The 24109-nt window shown below is 65.2% G+C and carries 15 protein-coding genes; 5 read left to right on the forward strand and 10 right to left on the reverse strand.

Features of this window, described 5'->3' with window-relative positions:
* Window positions 1-18: 18 nt before the first annotated feature.
* The 4 genes from M1D74_RS08780 to leuS form a co-directional block, all read right to left on the reverse strand.
* The gene (locus M1D74_RS08780; protein ID WP_458115097.1) at window positions 19-2619 is read right to left on the reverse strand and encodes a ComEC/Rec2 family competence protein; all 2601 of its coding nucleotides are present in this window, start codon (window positions 2617-2619) and stop codon (window positions 19-21) included.
* A gap of 1 nt (window position 2620) precedes the next feature.
* The gene (locus M1D74_RS08785; RefSeq protein ID WP_458115098.1) at window positions 2621-3496 is read right to left on the reverse strand and encodes a helix-hairpin-helix domain-containing protein; all 876 of its coding nucleotides are present in this window, start codon (window positions 3494-3496) and stop codon (window positions 2621-2623) included.
* Between the two features lie 93 nt (window positions 3497-3589).
* On the reverse strand, window positions 3590-4510 hold the full coding sequence (locus tag M1D74_RS08790; protein WP_458115099.1) for a DegV family protein: 921 nt from the start codon (window positions 4508-4510) through the stop codon (window positions 3590-3592).
* A 22-nt stretch (window positions 4511-4532) separates the two neighbouring features.
* The gene (gene leuS / locus M1D74_RS08795) at window positions 4533-7079 is read right to left on the reverse strand and encodes a leucine--tRNA ligase (protein ID WP_458115100.1); all 2547 of its coding nucleotides are present in this window, start codon (window positions 7077-7079) and stop codon (window positions 4533-4535) included.
* Window positions 7080-7394: 315 nt separating this feature from the next.
* Between leuS and M1D74_RS08800 the strand changes: the two genes are divergently transcribed.
* On the forward strand, window positions 7395-10865 hold the full coding sequence (locus M1D74_RS08800; protein WP_458115101.1) for a bifunctional proline dehydrogenase/L-glutamate gamma-semialdehyde dehydrogenase: 3471 nt from the start codon (window positions 7395-7397) through the stop codon (window positions 10863-10865).
* Window positions 10866-11241: 376 nt separating this feature from the next.
* Here the strand turns inward: M1D74_RS08800 and glpK are convergent, their stop codons facing one another.
* The 3 genes from glpK to M1D74_RS08815 form a co-directional block, all read right to left on the reverse strand.
* Entirely contained in the window at window positions 11242-12756 is a 1515-nt protein-coding gene (gene glpK / locus M1D74_RS08805) for a glycerol kinase GlpK (RefSeq protein ID WP_309070014.1), read from the reverse strand.
* Between the two features lie 76 nt (window positions 12757-12832).
* Complete coding sequence (locus M1D74_RS08810; RefSeq protein WP_309070013.1) at window positions 12833-13576, reverse strand: MIP/aquaporin family protein; 744 nt, start codon at window positions 13574-13576, stop codon at window positions 12833-12835.
* A gap of 134 nt (window positions 13577-13710) precedes the next feature.
* Window positions 13711-15426: a glycerol-3-phosphate dehydrogenase/oxidase gene (locus M1D74_RS08815; RefSeq protein ID WP_458117168.1), complete on the reverse strand. Its 1716-nt coding sequence runs from the start codon at window positions 15424-15426 to the stop codon at window positions 13711-13713.
* A gap of 234 nt (window positions 15427-15660) precedes the next feature.
* Here M1D74_RS08815 and M1D74_RS08820 point away from each other — a divergent pair, with 234 nt between their 5' ends.
* The 4 genes from M1D74_RS08820 to M1D74_RS08835 are packed head-to-tail and all read left to right on the forward strand — an operon-like array spanning window position 15661 to window position 19479.
* Window positions 15661-16572, forward strand: coding sequence for a sugar-binding transcriptional regulator (locus tag M1D74_RS08820; RefSeq protein WP_309070042.1), 912 nt, complete (start codon window positions 15661-15663; stop codon window positions 16570-16572).
* Window positions 16573-16629: 57 nt separating this feature from the next.
* A complete protein-coding gene (locus M1D74_RS08825) occupies window positions 16630-17466 on the forward strand; it encodes an aldo/keto reductase (RefSeq protein ID WP_309070012.1) in 837 nt (278 codons plus the stop codon).
* Between the two features lie 13 nt (window positions 17467-17479).
* Entirely contained in the window at window positions 17480-18346 is an 867-nt protein-coding gene (locus tag M1D74_RS08830) for an alpha/beta fold hydrolase (protein WP_458115102.1), read from the forward strand.
* Window positions 18346-19479: a glycosyltransferase family 4 protein gene (locus tag M1D74_RS08835; protein ID WP_458115103.1), complete on the forward strand. Its 1134-nt coding sequence runs from the start codon at window positions 18346-18348 to the stop codon at window positions 19477-19479. The genes M1D74_RS08830 and M1D74_RS08835 overlap by 1 nt, the downstream gene beginning before the upstream one ends.
* Here M1D74_RS08835 and M1D74_RS08840 read toward each other — a convergent pair.
* The 3 genes from M1D74_RS08840 to coaBC form a co-directional block, all read right to left on the reverse strand.
* The gene (locus tag M1D74_RS08840) at window positions 19451-21535 is read right to left on the reverse strand and encodes a primosomal protein N' (RefSeq protein WP_458115104.1); all 2085 of its coding nucleotides are present in this window, start codon (window positions 21533-21535) and stop codon (window positions 19451-19453) included. The two genes, M1D74_RS08835 and M1D74_RS08840, sit on opposite strands and share 29 nt — an antisense overlap.
* A 16-nt stretch (window positions 21536-21551) precedes the next feature.
* Window positions 21552-22766 (reverse strand): methionine adenosyltransferase, encoded by a 1215-nt coding sequence (metK, locus tag M1D74_RS08845; protein ID WP_309070008.1) that lies wholly within the window; start codon window positions 22764-22766, stop codon window positions 21552-21554.
* A 96-nt stretch (window positions 22767-22862) separates the two neighbouring features.
* Complete coding sequence (gene coaBC, locus M1D74_RS08850) at window positions 22863-24098, reverse strand: bifunctional phosphopantothenoylcysteine decarboxylase/phosphopantothenate--cysteine ligase CoaBC (protein ID WP_458115105.1); 1236 nt, start codon at window positions 24096-24098, stop codon at window positions 22863-22865.
* Between the last annotated feature and the right edge of the window lie 11 nt (window positions 24099-24109).

Raw genomic sequence — 24109 nt, forward strand, 5'->3', positions numbered from 1 at the left:
GGTGATGAGCATCCAAGCTCATCGTGACCCACGGACCTGAAGGGAATCACCGTCGGTCCTGATGAGTATGGTTCCGGCCAGGTCTGTCCTGGCGACATATGCGCCGGAGCCCTCCAGTGCCGCGAGCGTTTCCTGGTGGGGGTGCCCGTAATCGTTCCGGCGCCCGGCGGAGATGAGTGCAACGCGAGGGCTCAGGGACTCGATGATCGCCGTGCCGCCGTTCCTGGCGCCATGGTGCGCAACCTTTAGGACGTCAATTCCCTCGGCACTGAGCGCGGGCTGATCCCGGAGGAGGCGATTGGCCGCGTCTTCCTCAAGGTCGCCGGTGAACAGGATGCGAAGGTCGCTGGTTCCGGAGCGTCCATGCACCGTGGCCAGTACGACGGCGGAGGCATCGTTTTCGGATGCTGCAATGTTTCCGGGTGCCGGCCACAGGACCGACCATTCCACATTTCCCGTAGTTCCTGCGGTTCCGGCGGTCGCGGGCGCGACCGTGGTTCCGGCGTGCGCGCTCACCTGCTGCACGCTCTCGGGCAGCGTCTCCTCAGTTGTGGAGTAGAGCAGCCGAGACACCGAGCGGTCCGCGAATACTCCTGCCACTCCGCCGTAGTGGTCCTCATGGAGGTGTGTGAGCACCAGCAGGTCCACGGTGTCCACCCGGAGATGATCAAGGCAGGCGTCCATGGGACCCGCTTCCGGGCCGGCGTCGAATACTATGGCGCTACCAGGCCCCGTCCGCACCGCCAGTCCGTCACCCTGGCCGACGTCGCATGCAGCGACCGTCCAATCTTCCGGCCCGTGGCCGCGCACACCATCCCACACCTGGATGCCCATGACGCCGGCGATACACCCGGCGGCCACCCAGGCTACTGGCGTCAGCGGCGGGTTCAGCCTTTCTCCCCTCGTGCCGGACTTCATCGGTGGTGTCCCGCGCGCACGGATTCTCGCCTGCGTGCTGTGGCACGTCGCGCGCACCCACGTGAGCATGTCCGGTCCCCGCACCACGACCGCCAGCACGACGGCGCTCCCCAGTGCAGACAGGAGCGCTCCCCCGGTGCCGGACGGCCATGGTATGGACGCGTGCGGGGCGGCGGCGAAGAACCTGGCGATCTGCGCCACCCCGGCGGCCGCCCACGCAGCGCCGAGGGCAAACGGCAGAGCCGCCCCTGGTGCCAGGGCCACCAGGACAACGGAGACCATGCCGGCGATGGTGATGAACGGCACAAGCGGTGACGCCGCGATATTCGCCGGCAGCGAGTACGTCGGCAGGCTCGGCTGGATGAGGGCCAGGACCGGCGAGCAGAAAAGCTGGGCAGCCAGGGGAACAGCGACGAGCTGGGCAACCGAGGGCGCCAGAAACGCTCCCAGCTGCGACGCCAGGAGAGGGCCGACCAGCACGAGCCCGCAGGTCGCCGCGACCGACAGGATGAACGCGTACTCCACGCTGAGCCAGGGGTCCACTGTGAGGAGGGCCGCTATCGACAGGAACAGCAGCGTCATCGACAGACGTCCACGGCCCGTCAAGACAGCCAACACTCCGATGGCTCCCATGACAGCCGCCCTGAGAACGCTGGGCTCGGGCCTGACCAGCAGGACGAATCCTACGAGGGCTGTAATACCGGCAACCGCGGCTGTCCATCGCGGCAGCCTGCATCCCCGGCAGAGGATAAAAACGAACGCCAGCACGTAGCTGCAGTTCGCCCCGGAGACCGCCGTGAGATGAGTCAGGCCGGTCGCTTTCATAGTATCGACGAGTTGCTGGCTCACGGACGCCCGGGCTCCTATCACCATGCCGGGCATCAATCCGTCGTCGGGTGCTCCGGTGGAGGCGGAGAGCGCGAGAAAACGCTCCCTCAGCTCTTCGATGAGCGACTCCGCTCCGGGCTGCTCCGGGATCAGGTCAGGGCTGGTCGAGGCAATGAGCAGTGCCCCTGCCCGATCTCCCGGGTCTGTTGCCAGCGGCTTTCCTGCCGTACGCAGCTGATCCCCATGCTTGACGGAGCTCCATTCATTGCCGCCCAGCACTATTACGGGCGTATCTGCCGTGAACCGGAATCCCCCGGACGTGCCTTCGAGAAGGTCGGCTTCAAGGATCCAGCGGGGTGCGCCGTCCTGGGCATCGGCGGATATTTCCTGTGCATCAGAGGTGGCACGGAGGTTTACGGTGATGTGGGTCTGAGCCGCAATGGCAGCGGCCAGCGGGGCAGAGGAGCGATGTGCAACGTGCGCGGCTGTGGGGATGCTCACCATTGCGGCCGCTGCAAGGGCGACAAGCGGCATCAGTACAACCGGGCTGTTGTTTCGACTACAGACGGCGATGGTGACGAACGTGAGGGCGCCGAGCGCAAGCATGAGGCCCAGCAGAAGGCCCGCCTGCGCGTCGAGCCTGATGGTTACGGCCGCAGCGGCCCATGCGCAGCCAGCGGCGGGTAGGAGTCGAAGGTCCCGAGCTGGACTCTTGGCGGCTTCGTGGCGGACCGGCCTGCGGCAGACAGTTACGCCGATGCGACGCCCGCCGTTCCGTTTCAGGGGTGCGGCTGGTACGGGCGGTGATGGTTTCCCAGCCGCGGCAGCCGACCGTACTAGATGCGCCCATCCCGCGGAAGTTGTACCGGGCATATCAGACTGTCACCAGGGGAAGCAGTGACTCAAGCATCGCCGGTCCAATACCGGGAACCGCGTCAAGGTCCTCCGCACGCGCGAAGGGCCCGTGCTGGGCGCGCCATTCCACGATGCGCTCAGCCAGGACCGGCCCCACCCTGGGGAGTTCCTCGAGCTCAGTGGCGCCGGCCGTATTGAGGTTGACAAGCCCGCCGGCGGTTTCAGCGTCCGGTGCCGGAAGCGCGCCGACCGGCGGCGCCTCCCCCACGCGAGGAATCATGATCTGCTGTCCGTCCTGCACCACGGCGGCCAGATTGACAGCCGCAAGCTCAGCTTCGGGCACCGCGCCGCCCGCCTTCTCGAGTACTTCGAAAACCCTTGCACCCGCTGCGATTTCCACCACGCCGGGCGTCCGGACTGCACCGGCAACATGAACAACGACAGTTGCGGTCTGCGCGCCCTGTGCATGAGGCGTCGACGGCCCATCCGCCCGCTCACCGGCGGGAGCGGTGCCTTCCTCCGCGGCGGGAACGCCCGGCTCGGCAGCAGTACTTGAGGAGGCGGGGGGATCGATCGGGACAACCTCGCCGGGAGTCCGGTCAGCACTCACGAACTGCCAGCCTCCGACCGCGAGGGCGCAGCCTGCGGCCAGCAACGCGGCCCGTCGCGTGGCTGCCCAGCGTCTACCGCTTGGCGGTCGCCGGCGTGCCGCGGTGGCGTCCGACTCAGGCGGGCAACTGTCGCTGAGTTCGACGCTGTGCAGGTCCCCGTCGTCATCACCGTTGACCGCCTCGATCCCCGCCGGCTGTGACCCTGCACGCTTGAGGTTGAGGACGCGTTCCAACCGGTCTGAGCCCTGGAGATGCTCCCCCGTCGCCCAGCGGTGCCTTGCCATGCAACCAGCGTATGAATCCCGGCTGGGCGGGGGTGGGGCAGCAATGGCTATGTGCGTAAGCCGCCCCTGGCCCAGCGGATGTGGAGCGGAAGATCAGGCTAACGGCACCAGTGGGTCGGATATCGAGACCGCCAGAACGCCCAGCCCGGTGTGAGCGGCAAGCACCGCCGGCAACTGCGTCAGGACGGCTTCGGCCCCCTCAGGCACCCGCGCCGCAGCAGCTTCGGCTTCCGCCCTGTTCCCGAAATAGTGGAATGCCGCGATGCCGCCGCGGGGACGCCGCTGAAGGTCTTCGATGACAAGTTCGTCAAGGCGCTGCTTGGCACGGGCTGCTGTCCGCACCTGTTCAAGGGGCGCAATGGCTCCGTCGCGAACGGTCAGGAGTGGCTTGACAGCGAGCAGGGAACCCAGGAAGCCTGCGGCAGCACCGATGCGGCCGCCGCGCCGCAACTGGTCCAGGCTGGGGAGGTAGAACAGCAGGCTGGTGCGCGAACAGGTAGCTGCGGCGCGCTCGGCCGCGCGGGATGCGCTCACGCCGCCCTGTAGTGCCCGGACGGCCGCCACCACCCCACAGCCCTGCGCCATTCCTACCGTTCCGCTGTCCACTACGTGTACCGGAACCGAGACTGATCGCGCTGCCCAGCGTGCCGCCTCGACCGTTCCGGACAACTTGCCGGAGAGGTGAATAGACACGATCTCGCTCGCACCTTCGTGCTCCAACCGGCGATAGACACTTTGGAAGTGGCCGGGCGCCGGGCGGGAGGTGCGTACCTCCCGTCCCTCGACCAGCGCCAGCGAGAGCGGCTTCAGGAGGCTGTCCGCGCCCTCGCCGTAGTGCCGGTCATCAATGATGACCGGCATCGGCACAATGGTCACGCCGGCGGCCGGACCATCGCCCGCAATCCATGACTGAGGGAACGCTGCGGCCGAATCCGTGACGACCGCCGTCGTCGTATCCGGCTCGCCGGCGCCTCCAACGCCGGTGCGTTCTGCACGGCGATCAAACCATGCCACGGTGGTCCTTCTTTCCCGGCCCTCAGGCCGGAACGATGTTCACCAGTTTGGGCGCCCGGACGATGACCGTCCGGATATCTCTGCCCGCAAGCGTGCGCTGCACCTGGGCGGTGCCGAGGGCCAGCTCACGCAGTTCGTCCTCGCTGATGTCAGCGGGAACTTCCAGCCTGTCGCGCACCTTTCCCTGTACCTGCACGACGGCGGTGACCGTGTCCTGGACGAGAAGCGACTCATCGACGGCGGGCCAACCCGCTGCCGCGACGGAAGCAGGGTGACCGAGCCGCTCCCACAGGTCCTCCGCGGTGTACGGTGCGAACAGGCTCAGGATGACGGCCGTAGCCTCTGCCGCTTCGCGGACAGCTGGGTCAGCGCCTCCGGCACCTGAGTCGATTGCCTTGCGGGTGGCGTTGACAAGTTCCATCACCTTGGCGATGACCACGTTGAACTTGTTGTTCTTCAACAGGTCTGCGGCATCGGCGAGCGTACGGTGCGTCACCGAACGCAGCGAGCGGTCTCCGGACGCGGGGTCAACTCCCGGCTCGGACACGACGTCGGCGCCAAGGCGCCAGGCACGGGCGAGGAACTTCGCAGACCCCGACGGCGATACATCGGCCCAGTCGACGTCGTCCTCGGGCGGGGAGGCGAAGACCATGGTGAGACGAATAGCATCCACGCCGTAACGGTCGAGCTGTTCACCGAGATTGACGCCGTTGCCCAGCGACTTGCTCATGGCCTTTCCGCCGTTGAGCACCTGACCCTGGTTGAGCAACGCCGCGAAGGGCTCAGTGAAGTTGACCAGCCCAAGGTCGAACAGGACCTTGGTGAAGAAGCGGCTGTAGAGCAGGTGCAGGATGGCGTGCTCGACGCCGCCGACATACTGGCCGACGGGCAGCCACTCGTTGACTTTCTGCGAGTCGAACGGAGCTTCTGTCGACTCCGGATCGACGAATCGCAGGTAGTACCAGGATGAGTCGACGAAGGTGTCCATCGTGTCGGTGTCCCGTGTGGCCGGTCCGGAGCACTGGGGGCACTCGACGTTGACCCAGTCAGTTGCGGCAGCCAGCGGCGAGGTGCCCTTGGGCGCCAGGTCTTCTCCCCGGAGATTACTGGGCAGACGGACGGGCAGTTGCTCGTCGGGTACGGGGACCTCTCCGCAGGAAGGGCAGTGGATGATGGGGATGGGTGTACCCCAGAATCGCTGACGCGACAGCAGCCAGTCCCTGAGCCGGTAGTTGACCGTGCGCTCGCCGGTGCCCTGTTCGGAGACCAGTTCGATCGCGCGCTGGATCGCCTGCTCCTTGCCCAGACCATTCAACTCGCCCGAGTTGACCAGCGTCCCTTCGCCGGTTGTGGCTTTGCCCGTCAGCGCCGGGTTTTCCTCCCCTGTGTCCACCACCATGCGAACCGGCAGGTTGAAGGCACGGGCGAAGTCGAGGTCCCGCTGGTCATGCGCGGGAACGGCCATGATGGCGCCCGTTCCGTAGTCCGCAAGGACGTAGTCGGCTGCCCACACAGGCAGCTTCTCGCCGTTGAGCGGGTTCACTGCGTAACGTCCCGTGAAGACACCGGTTTTCTCGCGCTCCGTCGACTGGCGCTCGATGTCGCTGAGCGCGTTCACGCTCTCGCGGTAGTCGGCCAGCGCGGACGCGTGCTCAGGCGTGACCAGGTCAGCAGCAAGATCCGCGTCTGCGGCGACAACGAAGAACGTTGCGCCGTGCAGGGTGTCCGGCCTGGTTGTGAAGACCGTGACATCGGCGGCAGGCAGGTCGCCGTCGGCCTCTATGGTGAAGGTGACGTGTGCGCCTTCCGATCGGCCGATCCAGTTCCGCTGCATTGCCAGCACGCGTTCAGGCCAGTGGCCGGCCAGGGGTTCCATGTCTTCGAGCAGCCGGTCGGCGTACTCGGTGATGCGGAAGTACCACTGGTTCAGGCTTTTCTTGGTGACGGGGCTTCCGCACCGCTCGCATGCCCCGTTGACCACCTGTTCGTTCGCGAGAACCGTCTGGTCCTTGGGGCACCAGTTGACGGGGTGGTCCTTGCGGTAGGCAAGGCCCTTCTCGAAAAACCGCAGGAACAGCCACTGCGTCCAGCGGTAGTACTCCGGATCCGAGGTGTGCAGCCGGCGGGACCAGTCTGCACTGATCGCGTAACGCTTGAAGGACGCGGCCTGGGTATCGATATTCGCGTACGTCCACTCACTGGGGTGAGCGTTGTGCTTGATGGCCGCGTTCTCGGCGGGTAGCCCGAAGGAGTCCCAGCCGATGGGATGCAGAACGTCGTAACCGAGCTGGCGCCAGTACCGGGCGACGACGTCGCCCATCGCGAAAGCTTCCGCATGCCCCATGTGAAGGTCGCCGGACGGGTAAGGGAACATGTCCAGCACGTAGCGGCGTTCCCTGCTGCCGTCGTCGACGGGAGTGAAGGTGTCGAGCTTCTCCCATACCGGAAGCCACTTCGCCTCGATGTCCGCGAAACTGTAGGTGCCGGCGTCCGACTCTTCGGTTGTGGGGTTGATGCTCACTGTTACTTGCCCTGTCTGTTGATCACTGGTGACCGTCTTACCAGTCACGCCACCGCTCCCGGATGAACACTGCCGGCACCCAAATCAGCCCCGGACATACAAAAGCCCCTCAACTCAGGAGGGGCGGCCGCGCAGGGGTGCGCGGCTAGGTAAGGAGCAGTTGCGCGAACATGCTCCAACCTTAGCGCAGTTTGGTGCCGCCGCTGTTTTCCAGGCGTTACCATATTTCCACTGGGCGCACTTATCTGTTATTGCACCCAGCATGCCGAGGCGGAATGCGCCCGCGGCTGATCGGCCAGCCACCCCTTGAAGTGGACTGCTTCGCAGGTCCCCTGGCCCGTCGTCGTTAGGTAGACGAGAACAATGACACAAACCATCCCCACCGCAGAGCCATTGCCCCAAACCCTGGGCGATGATGCGGTTGCCCTAGTCCGGCGGTGGCTCCACCTGGACGAATCCGGCAGCACACCACCCCGTGCGTCCGGTTCGGGCACTACCCGCGGATCGAAGTCCGCGCAGCTCCTCGCCGAGGTCCTCAAGGACCAGAATGGGCTCGACTTCACGATCGGCTTCGTGGACCGGGTGATCCGTCCGGAGGATCCCGCCGTAGCGGCTCGGAATCTGTCCCGGCTTGCCCGGAAGGCACCTTCCTTCCTGCCCTGGTACATGAAGGGTGCAGTGCGCCTCGGCGGCGTCATGGCGCCCATTCTGCCTCAGGTTGTGGTTCCCGTTGCGCAGCGGGTGCTGCGCGAGATGGTCGGCCACCTCATCGTCGACGCCCGTCCTGCGCAGCTGGGCAAGGCGATCGCCGCCTTGCGCGGAGAAGGCGTCAGGCTCAACATCAATCTCCTCGGCGAGGCCGTCCTCGGGGACAAGGAGGCGGACGCCCGGCTCAGTGGAACCAGGGAGCTGCTGGCGCGCGACGACGTCGACTACGTCTCCATCAAAGTTTCCTCCGTGGTCAGCACGCTCAACCTGTGGAACTTCGACGGAACGGTCGAGCGGGTCGCCGAGCGCCTCCTTCCGCTGTATCACCTCGCTGCGTCATCGCCGGCTCCGAAGTTCATCAATCTCGACATGGAGGAATACCACGATCTTGACCTAACCGTCGCGGTATTCAAGCGGATTCTCAAGACACCCGAACTGCGCAACCTTGAGGCCGGCATCGTGCTCCAGGCCTACCTTCCGGACGCCCTGGCGACGCTGCAGGACCTCACCCGCTGGGCTCAGGACCGGCGCGCTGCCGGCGGGTCAGCCATCAAGGTGCGTCTGGTCAAGGGCGCGAACCTGGCGATGGAACTCGTCGATGCCGCCGTACACGGCTGGGAACCTGCCACGCTGCCCAGCAAGCAGGCGAGCGACACCAACTACAAGCGGTGCCTCGACTGGGCACTCCGCCCTGAGAACGCGGCCGCCGTGCGACTGGGTGTCGCCGGACACAACCTGTTCGACATTGCTTTGGCGAGGACCCTCGCCGTGGCCCGAGGTGTCGAGGACCGTATCGAGTTCGAGATGCTGCTCGGCATGGCAGAGGACCAGGCCGCCGAAGTCCGGAAGGACGTCGGGTCGCTGCTGCTCTACACCCCCGTGGTGAAGCCCGCCCAGTTCGACGTCGCTATCAGCTACCTGATCCGCCGGCTCGAGGAGAACGCGAGCCAGGAAAACTTCATGAGCGCCGTCTTCGAACTCACGAAGAACGAGGAGCTTTTTGAGCGCGAGAAGTCCCGGTTCCTCGCTTCCCTCGAAGAACTCGACTTCACGGTTCCCCAGCCCAACCGTTCACAGACGCCGGACCGCTTCACGGCCACAGCTCCGGGGAACTTCCGGAATCAGTCCGATTCCGACCCCTCGCTTCCCGTCATCCGGGAATGGGCATCGGAGGTCCTGCAGCGGGTACCGCATTCCACTCTCGGAATCGCGCTGGTGGAGGCTTCCCGACTGGACACAGAGGACGACGTCGACGCCGCCATCCGGTCCGCACGCGCCGCACAGCGCGATTGGGGATCACGTTCGGGAGCAGAGCGGGCGACGGTCCTGCGAAGCGCCGCGGCCGAGCTTGCCGCCCGGCGCGGTGACCTGGTGGAAGTATCCGCCAGTGAAACCGGCAAGACAATCGCTGAATCCGATCCGGAAATCTCGGAAGCGATCGACTTCGCCAACTACTACGCACTGCTCGCAGAAGAACTCGACACGATCGAGGGAGCGCGCTTCGTGCCCGCCACGCTCACCGTCGCAACTCCGCCGTGGAACTTTCCCGTTGCCATTGCGGCCGGCTCCGCCCTTGCCCCGCTGGCGGCGGGCAGCGCCGTCATCCTCAAGCCGGCTCCGCAGGCAAAGCGTTGTGCTGCCGTGATGGTTCAGGCCCTCTGGGATGCCGGTGTTCCCCGGGAAGTTCTGAAGTTCGCCGATGTTGAGGAAGGTCCGGTCGGGCAGCACCTCATCTCGCACCCCGACGTCGACAGGGTGATCCTCACGGGTGCCTACGACACCGCGAAGCTGTTCCGGTCGTGGCGCAACGACCTCCCGCTGCTGGCCGAGACAAGCGGGAAGAACTCGCTCATCGTCACCCCCAGTTCCGACCTGGATCTGGCTGCGGCCGACGTCGTTCGGTCCGCTTTCGGGCACGCGGGGCAGAAATGTTCGGCAGCATCGCTGGCGATCCTGGTCGGCTCGGCAGGGACTTCGGCGCGCTTCCGCAACCAGCTGACCGATGCAGCCGCCTCGCTCCGGGTCGGTTACCCGGAGGATCCGGCAACGGAAGTGGGGCCGATCATCGAGCCGGCTGACGGAAAGCTCAAGGACGCCCTGACTACTCTCGGCGAGGGTGAATCGTGGCTTGTCGAGCCAAAGCAGCTGGACGACACCGGACGACTGTGGAGTCCGGGGGTGCGCACCGGGGTCAAGCCGGGCAGCTACTTCCACATGACGGAGTTCTTCGGACCGGTGCTGGGCATCATGCATGCCGAGTCGCTTGAGCAGGCCATAGAGTGGCAGAACGCCAGCGCGTACGGCCTGACCGGCGGTATCCACACCCTGAATCCCGACGAGGTGTCGCAGTGGCTCGAGTCGGTGGAGGCAGGCAACCTGTACGTGAACCGTGGGATCACCGGCGCCATCGTGCGGCGTCAGCCGTTCGGCGGGTGGAAGCAATCGGCCGTTGGACCCGGCGCCAAGGCCGGCGGACCGAACTATCTCATCCACCTCGGAAGCTGGGAGCGCGAGGAACTGCATCCCGGCAACGTCCACGCCCCGCTGAGTGAGCCCGTACGCGCACTCCTGCATGCAGCCGACGTGTCTGACGCCGAGCGCGGCTTCCTCGCCCGCTCGGCCGCAGATGACCAGCGTCACTGGGTGCGTACTTTCGGAGTCCATGAGGATGTCTCCGGCCTGCGCGTTGAGCGGAACGAGTTCCGCTACCTGCCGGCACCTGTGACGGTACGACTGAACGAGGCCGGGTCACTGGCCGACTTTCTGCGTGTCGTTGCGGCCGGACTGCGTAGCGGTGCGCCTATGTCGGTCTCGACGGCCGAACCGCTTGCGCCGGCGCTTGCCGCTGTGCTGTCGGCCAATGATGTGCGTCACCGCGTGGAGGACGACGCCGCGTGGCTGGCTGCCGCGCCGTCGGCGAAGCTCGGCAGGGTACGACTGGTCGGCGGCGGCTACTCCGAGCTATGCGCTGCAACGGACGGCGACCCGGACGTCGCAATCTACAGCGGTCCGGTGACGGAAGCAGGACGGATCGAGTTGCTGCCGTTCCTGCGCGAGCAGGCAGTGACCATCACGGCACACCGGTTCGGAAACCCGGACAACGTTTCAGGCGAAGTCCTCCGCTGAACCCGCACCGCTCCCTCAACCCATACCCATAACCAGTGGGCGTCTGAAGATCTCAGGCGCCCACTGGCGTTATTGGCCTGCCTCGCGGACACGGGCACGAAGGCTCGATGGAACTGGAAGGGTGCCCACCATCCGCAGAAGGTACCGGCGGCGCGAACCAGCGTGTGGGCGGCCACCGCGATGCCCCGGGGTGGTTGGGCATCGCGGAGCGGGCAGGGCCCGCGGTGGCCGTCCGAACGCGGACTCACCGTCCGAACGCGAACACCGCCAGGACGCGGACACCCGCCGGGACGCACCCATGTCGCACGCAGCCAGTGCTGAACAGAGAAGGCGGAGCAGACAGCTCGTCCGCTCCGCCTCCTGCTTTTCTTAGCGACTACTTGATGTCCTCATCCACCCAGTCGAACGTCTTGGTGACGGCCTTCCTCCAGTTGCGCAGCTGCCGGTCGCGTTCGGCATCGTCCATGGTTGGAGTCCAGCGCTTGTCCTCGGACCAGTTTGCGGCCAGTTCGTCGGTGTCCTTCCAGAAGTCGACGGCCAGCCCGGCCGCGTAGGCAGCACCCAGCGCGGTGGTTTCGGTGACTTTCGGACGGATGACGGGGATACCGAGGATGTCCGCCTGGAACTGCATCAACGCGTCGTTGGCGACCATTCCGCCGTCGACCCGGAGATCTTCCATATTGACGCCGGAGTCAGCGTTGGCAGCGTCGAGTACTTCGCGTGTCTGGAACGCTGTCGCTTCGAGCGCCGCCCGCGCGATGTGTCCCTTGTTCACGAATCGCGTCAAGCCCACAATCGCACCGCGGGCATCGGATCGCCAGTACGGGGCAAAGAGACCCGAGAATGCCGGCACGATGTAGACGCCGCCGTTATCCTCGACAGTCTTGGCAAGCTGTTCGACCTCGGGAGCACTTTTGATGATGCCGAGGTTGTCACGAAGCCACTGAACAAGGGACCCGGTCACGGCGATCGAACCTTCGAGCGCATAGACGGGCCTCGCATCGCCGAGTTTGTAGCAGACCGTTGTGAGCAGTCCGTTCTTTGAGTGAACGATCTCCTCACCGGTGTTGACGATCATGAAGTTGCCGGTGCCGTAGGTGTTCTTCGCGCCGCCCTTCTCGAACGCCGCCTGGCCGAAGGTGGCTGCCTGCTGGTCGCCAAGGATCCCCGCCACGGGAACCTCACGGAGCAGCTGGGAGCTGTGCACCTTTCCGTAGACCTCGGAGGAGGAACGAATTTCCGGCATCATCGATGCTGGAACACCGAACGTTTCCAGGATCGATGGGTCCCAGCTCAGCGTCTCAAGATCCATGAAGAGTGTCCGGGAGGCGTTGGTGACGTCGGTGATGTGCACACCGCCGTCAGTGCCGCCGGTGAGGTTCCAGGTCACCCAGGAGTCGGTGTTGCCGAAGAGCAGGTCGCCGGCCTCTGCCTTCTCCCGGGCACCGTCGACATTGTCAAGGATCCATTTGATCTTGGTTCCGGAGAAGTAGGTTGCCAGCGGCAGGCCAACCTGCTGCTTGAACCTTTCCACCCCTCCGTCCGCTGCGAGCTCGTCCACGATCGGCTGTGTGCGGGTGTCCTGCCAGACGATCGCGTTATACACGGGCTGGCCCGTGTTCTTGTCCCAGACCACCGCAGTTTCGCGCTGGTTGGTGATGCCCACCGCCGCGATGTCGTGGCGGGTCAAATTCGCCTTGGAGAGTGCGTTGCCGATGACCTCACGGGTGTTGTCCCAGATTTCGACCGGATTGTGCTCGACCCAGCCGGCTTTGGGAAAGATTTGCTCATGCTCTTTCTGCCCGGAGGAAACGATGTTTCCCTGGTGGTCGAAGATGATTGCGCGGCTTGAAGTGGTTCCCTGGTCAATGGCGATGACGTACTGCGGCATTGCTGCTCCTCATTGAGTGTGTTGCTGATATTTGGGCGGAGTGGTCCGGAGTCCGGACCTCCGGTTCGTCGTATCTCTAGGCCGCAGACGGGAAGGTGATCAGCATGGCTGCCAGCCCTCCGAGCACGCCTCCGATGATCGGTCCGACTACCGGCACCCATGCGTAGCTCCAATCGCTGCTTCCCTTGCCCTTGATCGGTAGGAATGCGTGGGCAATACGCGGGCCGAGGTCGCGGTTGGGGTTGATGGCGTACCCGGTGGGTCCGCCGAGGGACGCTCCGATGCCGACGACGAGAAGTGCAACGGCAAGCGGGCCCAGTCCCGAGGGGGTTGAAGCGAACGCAAGGATGACGAACACGAGAACGAACGTACCGATGATCTCGGTCACCAGGTTCCACGCACTTGACCGAATAGCCGGGCCGGTTGAGAACACACCCAGCTTGTTCGCGGGGTCCGGTTCGAGATCGAAGTGCTGCTTGTAGGCCAGCCAGCAGCCCACAGCTCCGAGAATCGAGCCGAGCATCTGTGCGGCCAGATAGCCGAGGGCGTTGACGAAGTTCTTGTCGACGCCGGGAGCGAATTCCGCAACGTTGCCGTTGGCCCACAGACCCGCGGTCACCGCGAAATTCAGGTGGGCCCCGGAAAGCGCGGCGACGTAAACGCCGGCAAAGACCGCGAGGCCCCAACCGAAGTTGACCATCAGGAACCCGCCGTTATTACCCTTGGTGCCCGCGAGCGCTACGTTGGCCACGACTCCCGTGCCAAGCAACAACAGCATGAATGTGCCGAATGTTTCGGCGACGAATACTTCCAGAGACATCTTTGACTCCTCCATTTATTCAACGGTGGGCCGTGTGGCCCCGGCGCCGTGATGGTCGCGGCACCGCGCTACTCCCCCGGCAAAGGCTGCCGTTGGTTCCCAGCTGTCGGTGGACTGCTGGAGGTTGCTCATACCTACGCAACCAAACTATTCACACTCACCTTGTGGTGTTCCTGCAATACCCGGCGCGTTTCTTCTACCTGATTCTTCCGCTCCGTGGCGGACCAGCCGAGGTGTTCGCCAAGAATGTCCGCAAACTCGTCGATCAGCTCAGCGCTCACGAGCCCGTTGAAGGCAAGCGCTGTGCGCCGGATGAGGACATCGGAGACATGCTGAACCTGTTCGTGCCGGATCATGTACTCCAGTTCCCTGATGCTTACTTCATGTGTGGTCTGCAGGGGCGAATCGGCACCGGCCGCGAGGAACGCGGCGACGTCAGAGGCGCGGGTTCCGTAGCGGTCGAGCAGCTGCGCGACCCGTTCCGCCGGCAGGCCGGCCCCGTTGGACTCAATCCACGCGGCGACGTCGCCCGGTTCCTTTGGGAAGCCGAGGCCGCCGCCGATGGGCAGTGCGGAGGTCGAGACCGTCCTTGGCCTCTTCAGGAGAGCGAGGACCTCGTTCGCGAGATGTTCCGAGAGCGCCCGGAAGGTGGTCCACTTTCCGCCGACGAGGCTTAGTGCCGGCCGGCCGGCAGTCTCTCCGCGTTCGATGCGGTAATCGCGGGATACAAACCCGGGTTGCGTGTCGTCGTGGCGCGGCAATGGCCGCACTCCCGAGAAGCTGTAGACGATACTGTCGCGGCCGACTGTGACCGTCGGGAACACGTGGTGGATCAGCTCGAAGAAGTAGTCAATTTCCGCCTCGGTGCAGACCGCCGGAGTGTCCATGTCTGTATCGATATCCGTCGTGCCGACGAGTACCCGGTCGCCCATGGGATAGATCAGGACGATGCGCCCGTCGGAGTGTTCGAAGAAGATTTCCCTGCCGGCGCAGGCGGCGAGCAGTTCGGGATGGTCGAGGACGATATGCGAGCCCTTTGTTCCACCCATGAAGCGGCTGGGCTGTCCCAGTGAACTGTTGGTGCCGTCGACCCACGCCCCCGTTGCATTGACGACGATATCCGCCTGGACCGGAAATATCTCGCCCGTCAGTTCGTCGCGGAGCACAACGCCCTTTGCGTCGCTTCCCACTGCGGTGACGTAGTTGATAGCGCGCGACCTGGGGTTGGCCTCAAGGCCGTCGCGGAGCACGTCGAGTGTCAGCCGTTCGGGGTTGTGAACGGAGGCATCGAAATAGGTGGCCGTGTACTTCACATCCGGACGAAGCTCCGGCAGCTGCGCCAGTGACGCTTTGCGCCCCAGGAACTTGTGTCGCGGCACGGCGGAACCCGCGCGGGAGAACGCGTCGTACAGGGTTAATCCCGCCTTGATGAGGACGGCGCCGCGCTCCCGTGGCGGCCCCTGCCGGTGGCTCAGGAACCGCAGCGGTGCAGCCAGGATTCCGGAGAACGTGCTGAAGATGGGAATGGTCGTCTGCAGCGGCTTGACGTAGTGCGGCGCCAGTTTGAGCAGGGCATTGCGTTCGACGACGGACTCCCGGACCAGCCGGAACTCGCCATTCTCCAGGTAGCGGATGCCGCCGTGGATCATGTGCGAGGATGCGCCCGAGGCGCCCTGGCAGTAGTCGCCGCGCTCGATGAGCGTGACGTCAATGCCCTGGAGTGACAGGTCCCGGAACGTACCGACGCCGTTGATGCCGCCCCCGATAATCAGTACCGAAGTGCGGGGATTGTCCTTCAGTTCTTTCACGCTGTCACGGGCTGGACGGTTGGGATTGGCCGACGGCGTCATCACTCCGATGCTGTTCCTCACGAGTGGCGGGGCTCCTTGACTAGTGGCGGGATCTTGGACCTGCACCCTATTCTTTGGAGGGTTGGGAATATTCGTCAATGCCCATGCACAAACGTGCACTTGACCCCGGAGAATCCAGTGAACACCGCAGCCAGAAGTGCACCTGAACGCGCAGATGCCCGAAATATCGACCCCACCCCTCCGCGGAGCCGGGATGCGCTGCGGGCAGCGCAGATGTACTACCTGCAGGACCTGACGATGAACGCCATTGCACGGGAACTTCGGACATCGAGGTCAACGGTGTCCCGGTTGCTGTCCATGGCGCGAGATACCGGCCTCGTACAGATTCAGATCAACAACCCCCTGGACAGGGCGCCTGCCCTCGAAAGGGAAGTACGGAGCCGCTTTGGAGTGGAAGCGCACGTCGTCCCGGTGACCGACCTCGTCAGTGATTCAGATGTTCTTGACCGGGTTGCGATTCAGGCTGCGCGTACGCTCGGCCCTCTCGTCGATTCCAACGCCATCATCGGAGTTGCCTGGGGTTCGACCATCAGTGCAGTGAGCCACCACTTGACGCGGAAGACCACGCATGACAGCACCATTGTGCAGTTGAACGGTGCCGGCAATACTCAAACGACCGGCATCACGTATGCCAGTGAGATCCTTCGTCGGTTTGGGGCGGCTTACGGCGCTCGGGTGGAGCAGTTTCCCGTCCCCGCCTTCTTCGACCATGCCGAGACCAAAACCGCCATGTGGGCAGAGCGCAGCGTCAAGCGCATCCTCGACCTGCAGGAGCGCATGACCATGGCAATCTTCGGTGTGGGGTCCACCGGATCAGGCATTCCGAGCCACGTCTATGCCGGCGGCTACCTCGACGAGGACGACCTCGCGATCCTTCGCGAGCACCATGTGGTGGGCGATGTGGCAACCGTATTCTTCCGGGCCGACGGCTCGCACAGCGACATCGTGCTGAACGAGCGCAGTACCGGCCCTGATCTGGAGATGCTCGGACAGGTGGGCCGCCGCATCTGTGTTGTTTCCGGCGAGTCCAAGATCAACGGTTTGCGGGGCGCTCTCGCGGCGGGCCTGGTCACCGACCTCATCCTCGATGAACGCTCTGCCCGGACTCTGGTTCGCCAGGGCTGAATCAACTCACACCTGATGCGACCGGATCCGTCTGCGCACCCTCGGTAGAGTCAGGGTATGCATAAACCGGGAAAGGTATCGATCTCCAACGGCGTCATGATGGACCGGTTGGGTTACGGGCTCTACAAGGTTCCCGCCGATGATGCCCACGGACTCTGCACCCTCGCCCTTGAGGCAGGCTACCGGCTGCTCGACACGGCGGCGATGTACGGCAATGAGGAGGGCGTGGGACGTGCCGTTCTCGACGCAGTCTCCGCCGGGTACGTTGAGCGGGGCGATGTATTCGTCACGTCGAAGGTGTGGAACGAGAACCACGGTTACCGTGCCACCCGCGAGGCGTTCGACGAGTCGATCCGCCGGCTAGGGCTCGACTACGTGGACCTCTACCTGATCCACTGGCCCTGCCCCGCGAAGGACCTCTATGTCGAATCGTGGCGGGCGCTCGAGGAGCTCTATGCCGGCGGGAGGGTGCGCGCCATCGGCGTGTCCAACTTCCAGCGCCATCACCTTGAGAAGCTTCTCTCCCAGACCGAGGTGGTGCCCGCAGTCAACCAGATCGAGCTCCATCCGTTCTTGCAGCAGCAGGGGCTGAGGGAGTTCAACGCTGAGCACGGCATCCTCACCCAGGCCTGGAGCCCGCTGGGCCGTGGTTCGCTGCTGACCAACACCACGATTACGCACATAGCGGCAAAGCATTCGCGGTCGCCGGCCCAGGTCATCTTGCGCTGGCACATGCAGATCGGTGTAGCCGCTGTTGTGAAGGCAAGCTCCCGCGGGCGTATCGAGGAGAACCTCCGCATCGACGACTTCACTCTCGATGCCGTGGACATGGCTGCGATCGAGCAGCTCAACTCGGACACCCGTGTCGGTTCACACCCGGACCTGGTCAACTGACGTGGTGCTCCTGATGCGCACGGGGACCGTGCGGACGCTCAACTTCGACGGAAAACTGCAGCGGTTCTGGGACTTTCCCGCAGTGCAGACGACGCCCGGCACGCGTTCGATCTTCATGGTGCATGGTTTTCGCGGCGACCATCACGGGCTGCTGCGCATCATCGAGGCGCTCCCAACCCACCGTGTCATAGCACCGGATCTACCCGGGTTCGGGCGCTCCGACCCGCTGGACGGGGAGCACGACGTCGAGGCCTACGCCGCGTTCGTCCGGAACAGTCTCGACCGCCTCGCCCTCGGGCCGGAGACCGTCCTCCTGGGTCATTCCTTCGGATCAATCATCGCCGCAAAGGCAGCAGCTGACGCTCCCGAAGCTTTCTCTGCTCTGGTGCTGATCAACCCCATCAGTGCGCCGGCACTTGAGGGTTCGAGCCGCATTGCGACCCGCCTGGCTGCTCTGTATTACCGGGTGGGCGCCGCGCTGCCCGAAACGGCCGGGCACGCGCTGCTGAGCAATCGGATGATCGTCCGTGCCATGAGCGAGCTGATGGCACGGACGCGCGACCGTCCCTTGCGCCGGTGGATCCATGGGCAACACCGCGCGTACTTCAGCGCCTTCGCCTCACGGGACGTCGTGCTGCAGGCATTCAACGCATCGATCAGCACAACCGTCCGGGACAGCGCCGCGCGCCTCCGGCTTCCCGTACTCCTGATCGCCGCGGCGAAAGACGACCTGGGAACGGTGCAGACCCAACAGGAACTTGCTTCGCTCATCCCCGATTCAAAGCTGGTGGTCCTTCCCGAGGTGGGGCACCTGATCCACTATGAGACACCCGAGGCCGCTGCGGAACACATCATCGACTTCCTGGGAAACAGAACCTGATGAGAATACTGATCGATGCCCGCTTCACGCGGACGGACCACCACGACGGAATCAGCCGGTACGGCGCCAGCCTCGTCGAAGCGCTCTCCCAGCGGGCTGATGTGACAATGCTGATTCACGACGACCGCCAGCTGGCACTCCTGCCCGAGGTGCCGCATGTGAAGATCAACAGCCCGTTCTCCCCCGCCGAGCTGTTCGTTGCCGCGCGCATCAACAGGCTTGAACCCGACGCGGTGTTCTGTCCCATGCAGACCATGGGTTCCTTCGGCCGTCGCTACCCGTTGGTGCTCACCCTGCACGACCTCATCTACTACCAGAACCGGACGCCCCCCAGGTTCCTGCCACTGCCCGTCCGGATACTCTGGCGGCTGTACCACCTTGCCTACTGGCCGCAGCGGTTGCTCCTGAATCGTGCCGACATCGTTGCCACCATCTCGGAGACCACCCGGGCGCTGATGCAACAGCACCGGTTGACCCGGCGTCCGATCCGCATCGTCGGCAACGCGCCGCAGCCGGGTTCCAGGCCGCGCCCGCCGGGAGCGCAACCGGAGAAGTCACTGCTGTACATGGGATCGTTCATGCCCTACAAGAATGTCGAGACACTGCTGGCAGGGATGGCGGGTCTGCCGGACTACACCCTGCATCTCCTGAGCCGGATTACTCCCGAGCGGCAGCGCGAACTGGAAGCGCTGGTCCCGGCAGGTGCCGCCGTGGTCTTTCACAACGGCGTGACCGACGGCGAATACGAGCAGCTGCTGCGCTCCGGCACGGCCCTGGTGACGCTTTCACGAGCGGAGGGCTACGGACTCCCGGTCATTGAAGCGATGGCGCTTGGAACACCAGTGATCGCTGCGGATACGCCGATCTTCCGCGAGGTCGGAGGGAACGCGGCGCTGTATGTCGATCCGGACTCGCCTGAGGAGTTCGGCCGCGCTGTCCGCACGCTTGACGACCCGCTGCATTGGAGGGACGCTTCGGCGTCCGGCCGTGCCCAGGCGGATACCTACTCCTGGGAGACGTCAGCAGATTCTCTGATTGCCGCGCTCGAGGAAGCCGCCGAGCTCCATGCCAGGAGCCGTGCAACCAGCACTTCAAACCTAGGCGCTAGAGAACGTCGACGGCGTCGACCCTGACGTGCACGGGCTCTGTGGTGCGCCTGGCCGAGAGTGATACCCGGCGGGCGCGCAACGCGCTGACCACCTCCGCCGCGTCTCGGTAGCGGAAGAACAACAGGGTGCGGTGTGAGCCTGCCGCGGACTGCTGTCCCGGTTTCTGGACAGCCGGCGGCCCCGCTGGAGGACGCAGGGCCGTGGGACCCACGATCCTGCACGACGGCGGCAGGTGCAGTCCATCGATGAACGCTGCCAGTGCCTCCAATGACCCGCTCAGAGCCGCATAACGCACCGCCGGCGGCAACCCCAGCTCGGTGCGAAGCACCAGTTCACGTGTTGCCGCACCGGCTGGGTCCCAACGCACGAGGTGTCCGGCTGCGGCGTCGTCGTCGGCGGTGACGACCACGACCCCACCGGCCGACGCAGGCCTGGCGAGCACCGCCGCATTGAACCAGCGCTGCAGCGTGCTTTCCAGGGCGCGCAGCGATTCCCGTCCCAGCAGGGCGTTTCCGTCGAGCAGGAGTACGGCGGCATAGCCGGCGGCGGCCACCGGCTCGGCACCCGGCGTCGCGACCACCACGCGCGGGGAGTCGTCGACCTCATCGAGGATGTGATCGCCCGAAGAGGAGACTACAACTGCCCCCGGGAAGGCACGCCCCAGCTCCTCAGCGGTACGGGCCGCCCCACTCACTGTCGAGCGCAACCTGCCGCCCGAACAGTGCGGACAGCGCCAGGAATGCTCCGGCCTTCCGCACCAGCGGCAGGTGACCGCCGATCCGCGGCCCGACTGGGCCAGAGGCCCGGCACACTGGCGGCATCGTGCCGGCTCCCGGCAATCCTCGCAGGCCAGCGCCGGTGAGAAGCCCGTCCGTGCCACCTGGATCAGGACCGGCCCACGCTGCAGTCCATCCCTGGCTGCCCGCCAGGCGACCGGGGGTATGCGCACCTGGTGGGTGAGAGGTTCCCGCTCGGCATGATAGGTATCCGCTGAATGAAGCACCCTCGGAGCCAGCTGCCGGACAACAGCCCGGTCCGCCTGCATGGATTGCGCCCACCCGCTGTCCACCAGCCGCTGCGACTCGACACTCCGCGACGGTGCTGCGAAGAGCAGCGCGCAATCCTGAAGTTCGCTGCGCAGCAGGAGCACGTCGCGGGCATGGTGGTACGGTGCACGCGGTTCGCTGTGGGACTCGTCATTGTCGTCCCAGAGGATCACCAGCCCCAGATCCTTCACTGGAGCAAATGCCGCGGACCTCGTCCCCACAGCCACCCGGACCTGCCCATGCAAGAGCCTCAGGAAGTTACGGTAACGAGGCGTCGGGCCGTCCTCGGCAGTCAGCCGGACGAAGGACTCCGTGCCGATGCGCTCCCCCAGCGCCCTTTCAGCCCTCGCGAGATCGCGCTGGTCCGGCACGACGACGACGGCACCGCGTCCTTCCGCCCAGACGGCGTGGACGGCGTCGGCCAATTCAGCAGGCCAACCGTGTGGTCCATACCCGGCAACAGTGGTGAGCACGGCTCGTGGACTCTCACCCGCCGCGAGGCGCGACAGATAGGAGGCGCCGTTCAAGTACCGGACCAGCAGCGGAGACCTGTCTGGTTCGTCTGGACCACGCTGAGCGGCGCCCCTGGCCGGATCCGAAGGGAAGTCCTTCTCCACGCGCGCCACGCGCGGAGGCACCGCTGAGCGGAGGACATCACTGGTGGAACCGGCGTAACGGGCTGCGACGGCCGCTGCCAGCGCCACGACCTCCGGGCTGGCGACCGGCTGCCCGGACACCACCTTGCCCAACGGCAGCAGGCGGGCGGGACTGTCAGATTCCGCGAGCCGTTCCACGAGGAATGCCGCATGTTCCCGCCCGGCGAACCGCACCTTGACGCGGGCACCGGGGACGGCGTCGTCGTCGTACTCAGCGGGCACAAGGTAATCGAACGGCCGGTCCAGGTGCGGCAGCGGCGAGTCGATGATGACGCGGGCGACCGGGAGCTTCGAAGCAACCTGCGACTTCCCGCGGGGAGCCGCCGGTGCGGAAAAGCCCTGCAGCAGTGAAAGCTGCTGCCCCTCTTCGGAACTCATCGGCTCGGGACGGTTCCTAGGCGTTGAAGTAGCTCTTGAGTTCGTCAGTGCGGTCGGTGAGTTCCCAGTTGAAACCCTCGCCCTCGCGTCCGAAGTGCCCGTGTGCGGCGGTCTTCTGATAGATCGGGCGCAGCAGGTCCAGGGAGTTGATGATGGCCAGGGGGCGGAGATCGAAGATCTCATTGATCGCCGATCCGATGGCAGCGGGATCGACCTGTTCCGTGCCGAAGGTCTCGACGTAAATCCCAACGGGGTGCGCCATTCCGATGGCGTAGGCGATCTGGATCTCCGCGCGGCGGGCAAGTCCCGAAGCCACAACGTTCTTGGCCACCCAGCGCATCGCGTATGCGGCTGACCGGTCCACCTTCGAGGGATCCTTGCCGCTGAAGGCACCGCCGCCGTGGCGAGCCATTCCCCCGTACGTGTCGACGATGATCTTCCGTCCGGTCAGACCGGCGTCACCCACGGGTCCGCCGATCACGAATTCGCCGCCAGGGTTCAGGATGTGACGGACGTTCGAGACGTCCAGGTGCGAGGTGGCCAGAACCGGCGTGATGACGTGTTCCACCAGGTCGGCGCGCAGCGTCTCGAGGTCGACCTCCTGTGCGTGCTGCGACGAGATCACGACCGAGTCGACGCTGACGGGCTTGTCGCCGTCGTAGCCCACGGTGACCTGCGTCTTGCCGTCGGGCCGCAGATAGGGCAGCGTGCCGTCCTTCCGGACGTCCGTGAGCTGCTCTGACAACCGGTGCGCCAGCCAGATCGGCGTAGGCATCAGAACCGGCGTCTCATCGCTGGCATAGCCGAACATGATGCCCTGGTCACCGGCGCCCTGGGCATCGTACGGATCAGTGCTGGTGCCCTCGCGGCTCTCAAGGGAGGTGAAAACGCCTGAAGCGATCTCGGGCGACTGCTGGCCGATGGATACTGATACGCCGCAGCGCGCACCGTCGAAACCATTCGCCGAGGAGTCATAACCAATGCCGAGGATGGTCTTGCGGACGATTTCGGGGATCTCCACATAGGCTTCCGTGGTCACTTCGCCGGCCACATGGACCAGTCCTGTAGTGACGAGGGTCTCCACCGCCACGCGGGAGCGTGGATCCGCTTCCAGCAACGCATCGAGGATGCCGTCACTGATCTGGTCGCAGATCTTGTCCGGATGGCCCTCCGTCACCGATTCCGAGGTGAACAATCGCAAGGAAGGGCTAGGCGTATGGGGTGAATTCACGTGATCACTCTACTTGGTCAGGCGATGTAACTGGCGGGTTGTGTGACCGGGTGCTACGGCGGAAGCACTCCCCCGATGGTCACGCCGAAGGAGGTTTCAGGCGGGCTTTCCCGCTGCGCTCAGGGCTTCGGCGACTCGTTGCACGACGACCTGGGCCACGCTGACTTTCGTTCCCTTGACCGTTTCCGGCTCGGCACCGCCGGCATCCAGAAGGGTTATCTCGGTCGAGTCCTGACCGAAGACCAGCGAGCGGCCGACACGGTTCAAGACGAGCAGGTCACAGCCCTTGCGTTGAAGCTTTCGCAGCCCGTGCGCGAGCGGGGTGGCGTCCTCATCTCCGGTTTCCGCCGCGAACCCTACAATCACTGCCGGCGAGCCGAGGGTGCGCCGCTGCTGCACGGTTTCCACGAGGATGTCCGGGTTGCGGGTAAGCGTGATGACCGGGTTCTCGCCGTCGTCGCGCTTCTTGACCTTGGTCTCGGAGACCGACTCAGGCCGGAAATCGGCAACGGCAGCCGCCATGATGAGGGCGTCCGAGTGCTGGGCGAGCTTCAGGGTCGCTTCCCGCAGTTCTTCAGCGGTCTCGACGAGTGTCAGCTCGACTCCCGCCGGTGGCGGTACATCTATATGGGCCGCGATGAAATGGACCGTCGCGCCCGCTTCCAGGGCGGCTGCGGCCAGCGCCACGCCCTGCTTTCCCGATGACCTGTTCCCGAGGAACCGGACCGGGTCCAGCGGCTCGCGTGTGCCGCCCGCCGTGATGGTGAGCGTGCGTCCTGCCAGTGGGCGGGCGCCAGGCGCGGCCTGCCCGGAGAAGACCTTGAGCGCTGCGGCATAGATGATTTCGGGATCGGGCAGTCTTCCCGGCCCGGTATCAGTCCCCGTGAGACGCCCAACGGCCGGTTCAAGCACGACGGCGCCGCGTCGCCTCAGGGTCTCGACATTCGCCGCAGTGGCCGGGTGCTGCCACATCTCGGTATGCATGGCAGGCGCGAAAACCACCGGGGCGCGCGTCACCAGAAGGGAGCCTGTGAGCAGGTCATCCGCCATTCCGGCGGCTGCCCTGGCCAGCAGATCCGCGGTGGCCGGCGCGATGACCACCAGGTCCGCTTCCTGGCCGAGACGCACATGGCGGACCTGGTCGACGGCGTCGAACACACTGTTGCTGACGGGGTTTCCCGAGAGCGCCTCCCAGGTGGCAGTGCCCACGAACCGCTGGGCCGCTTCGGTGGGTATGACCGTTACGTTGTGGCCGGCCTCAGTGAACAAACGCAGGAGGGACGCCACCTTGTAGGCGGCGATCCCTCCTCCAACTCCCAGGATGATACGCACGTCGGTACCTT

The sequence above is a fragment of the Arthrobacter sp. D2-10 genome, from assembly GCF_054161285.1.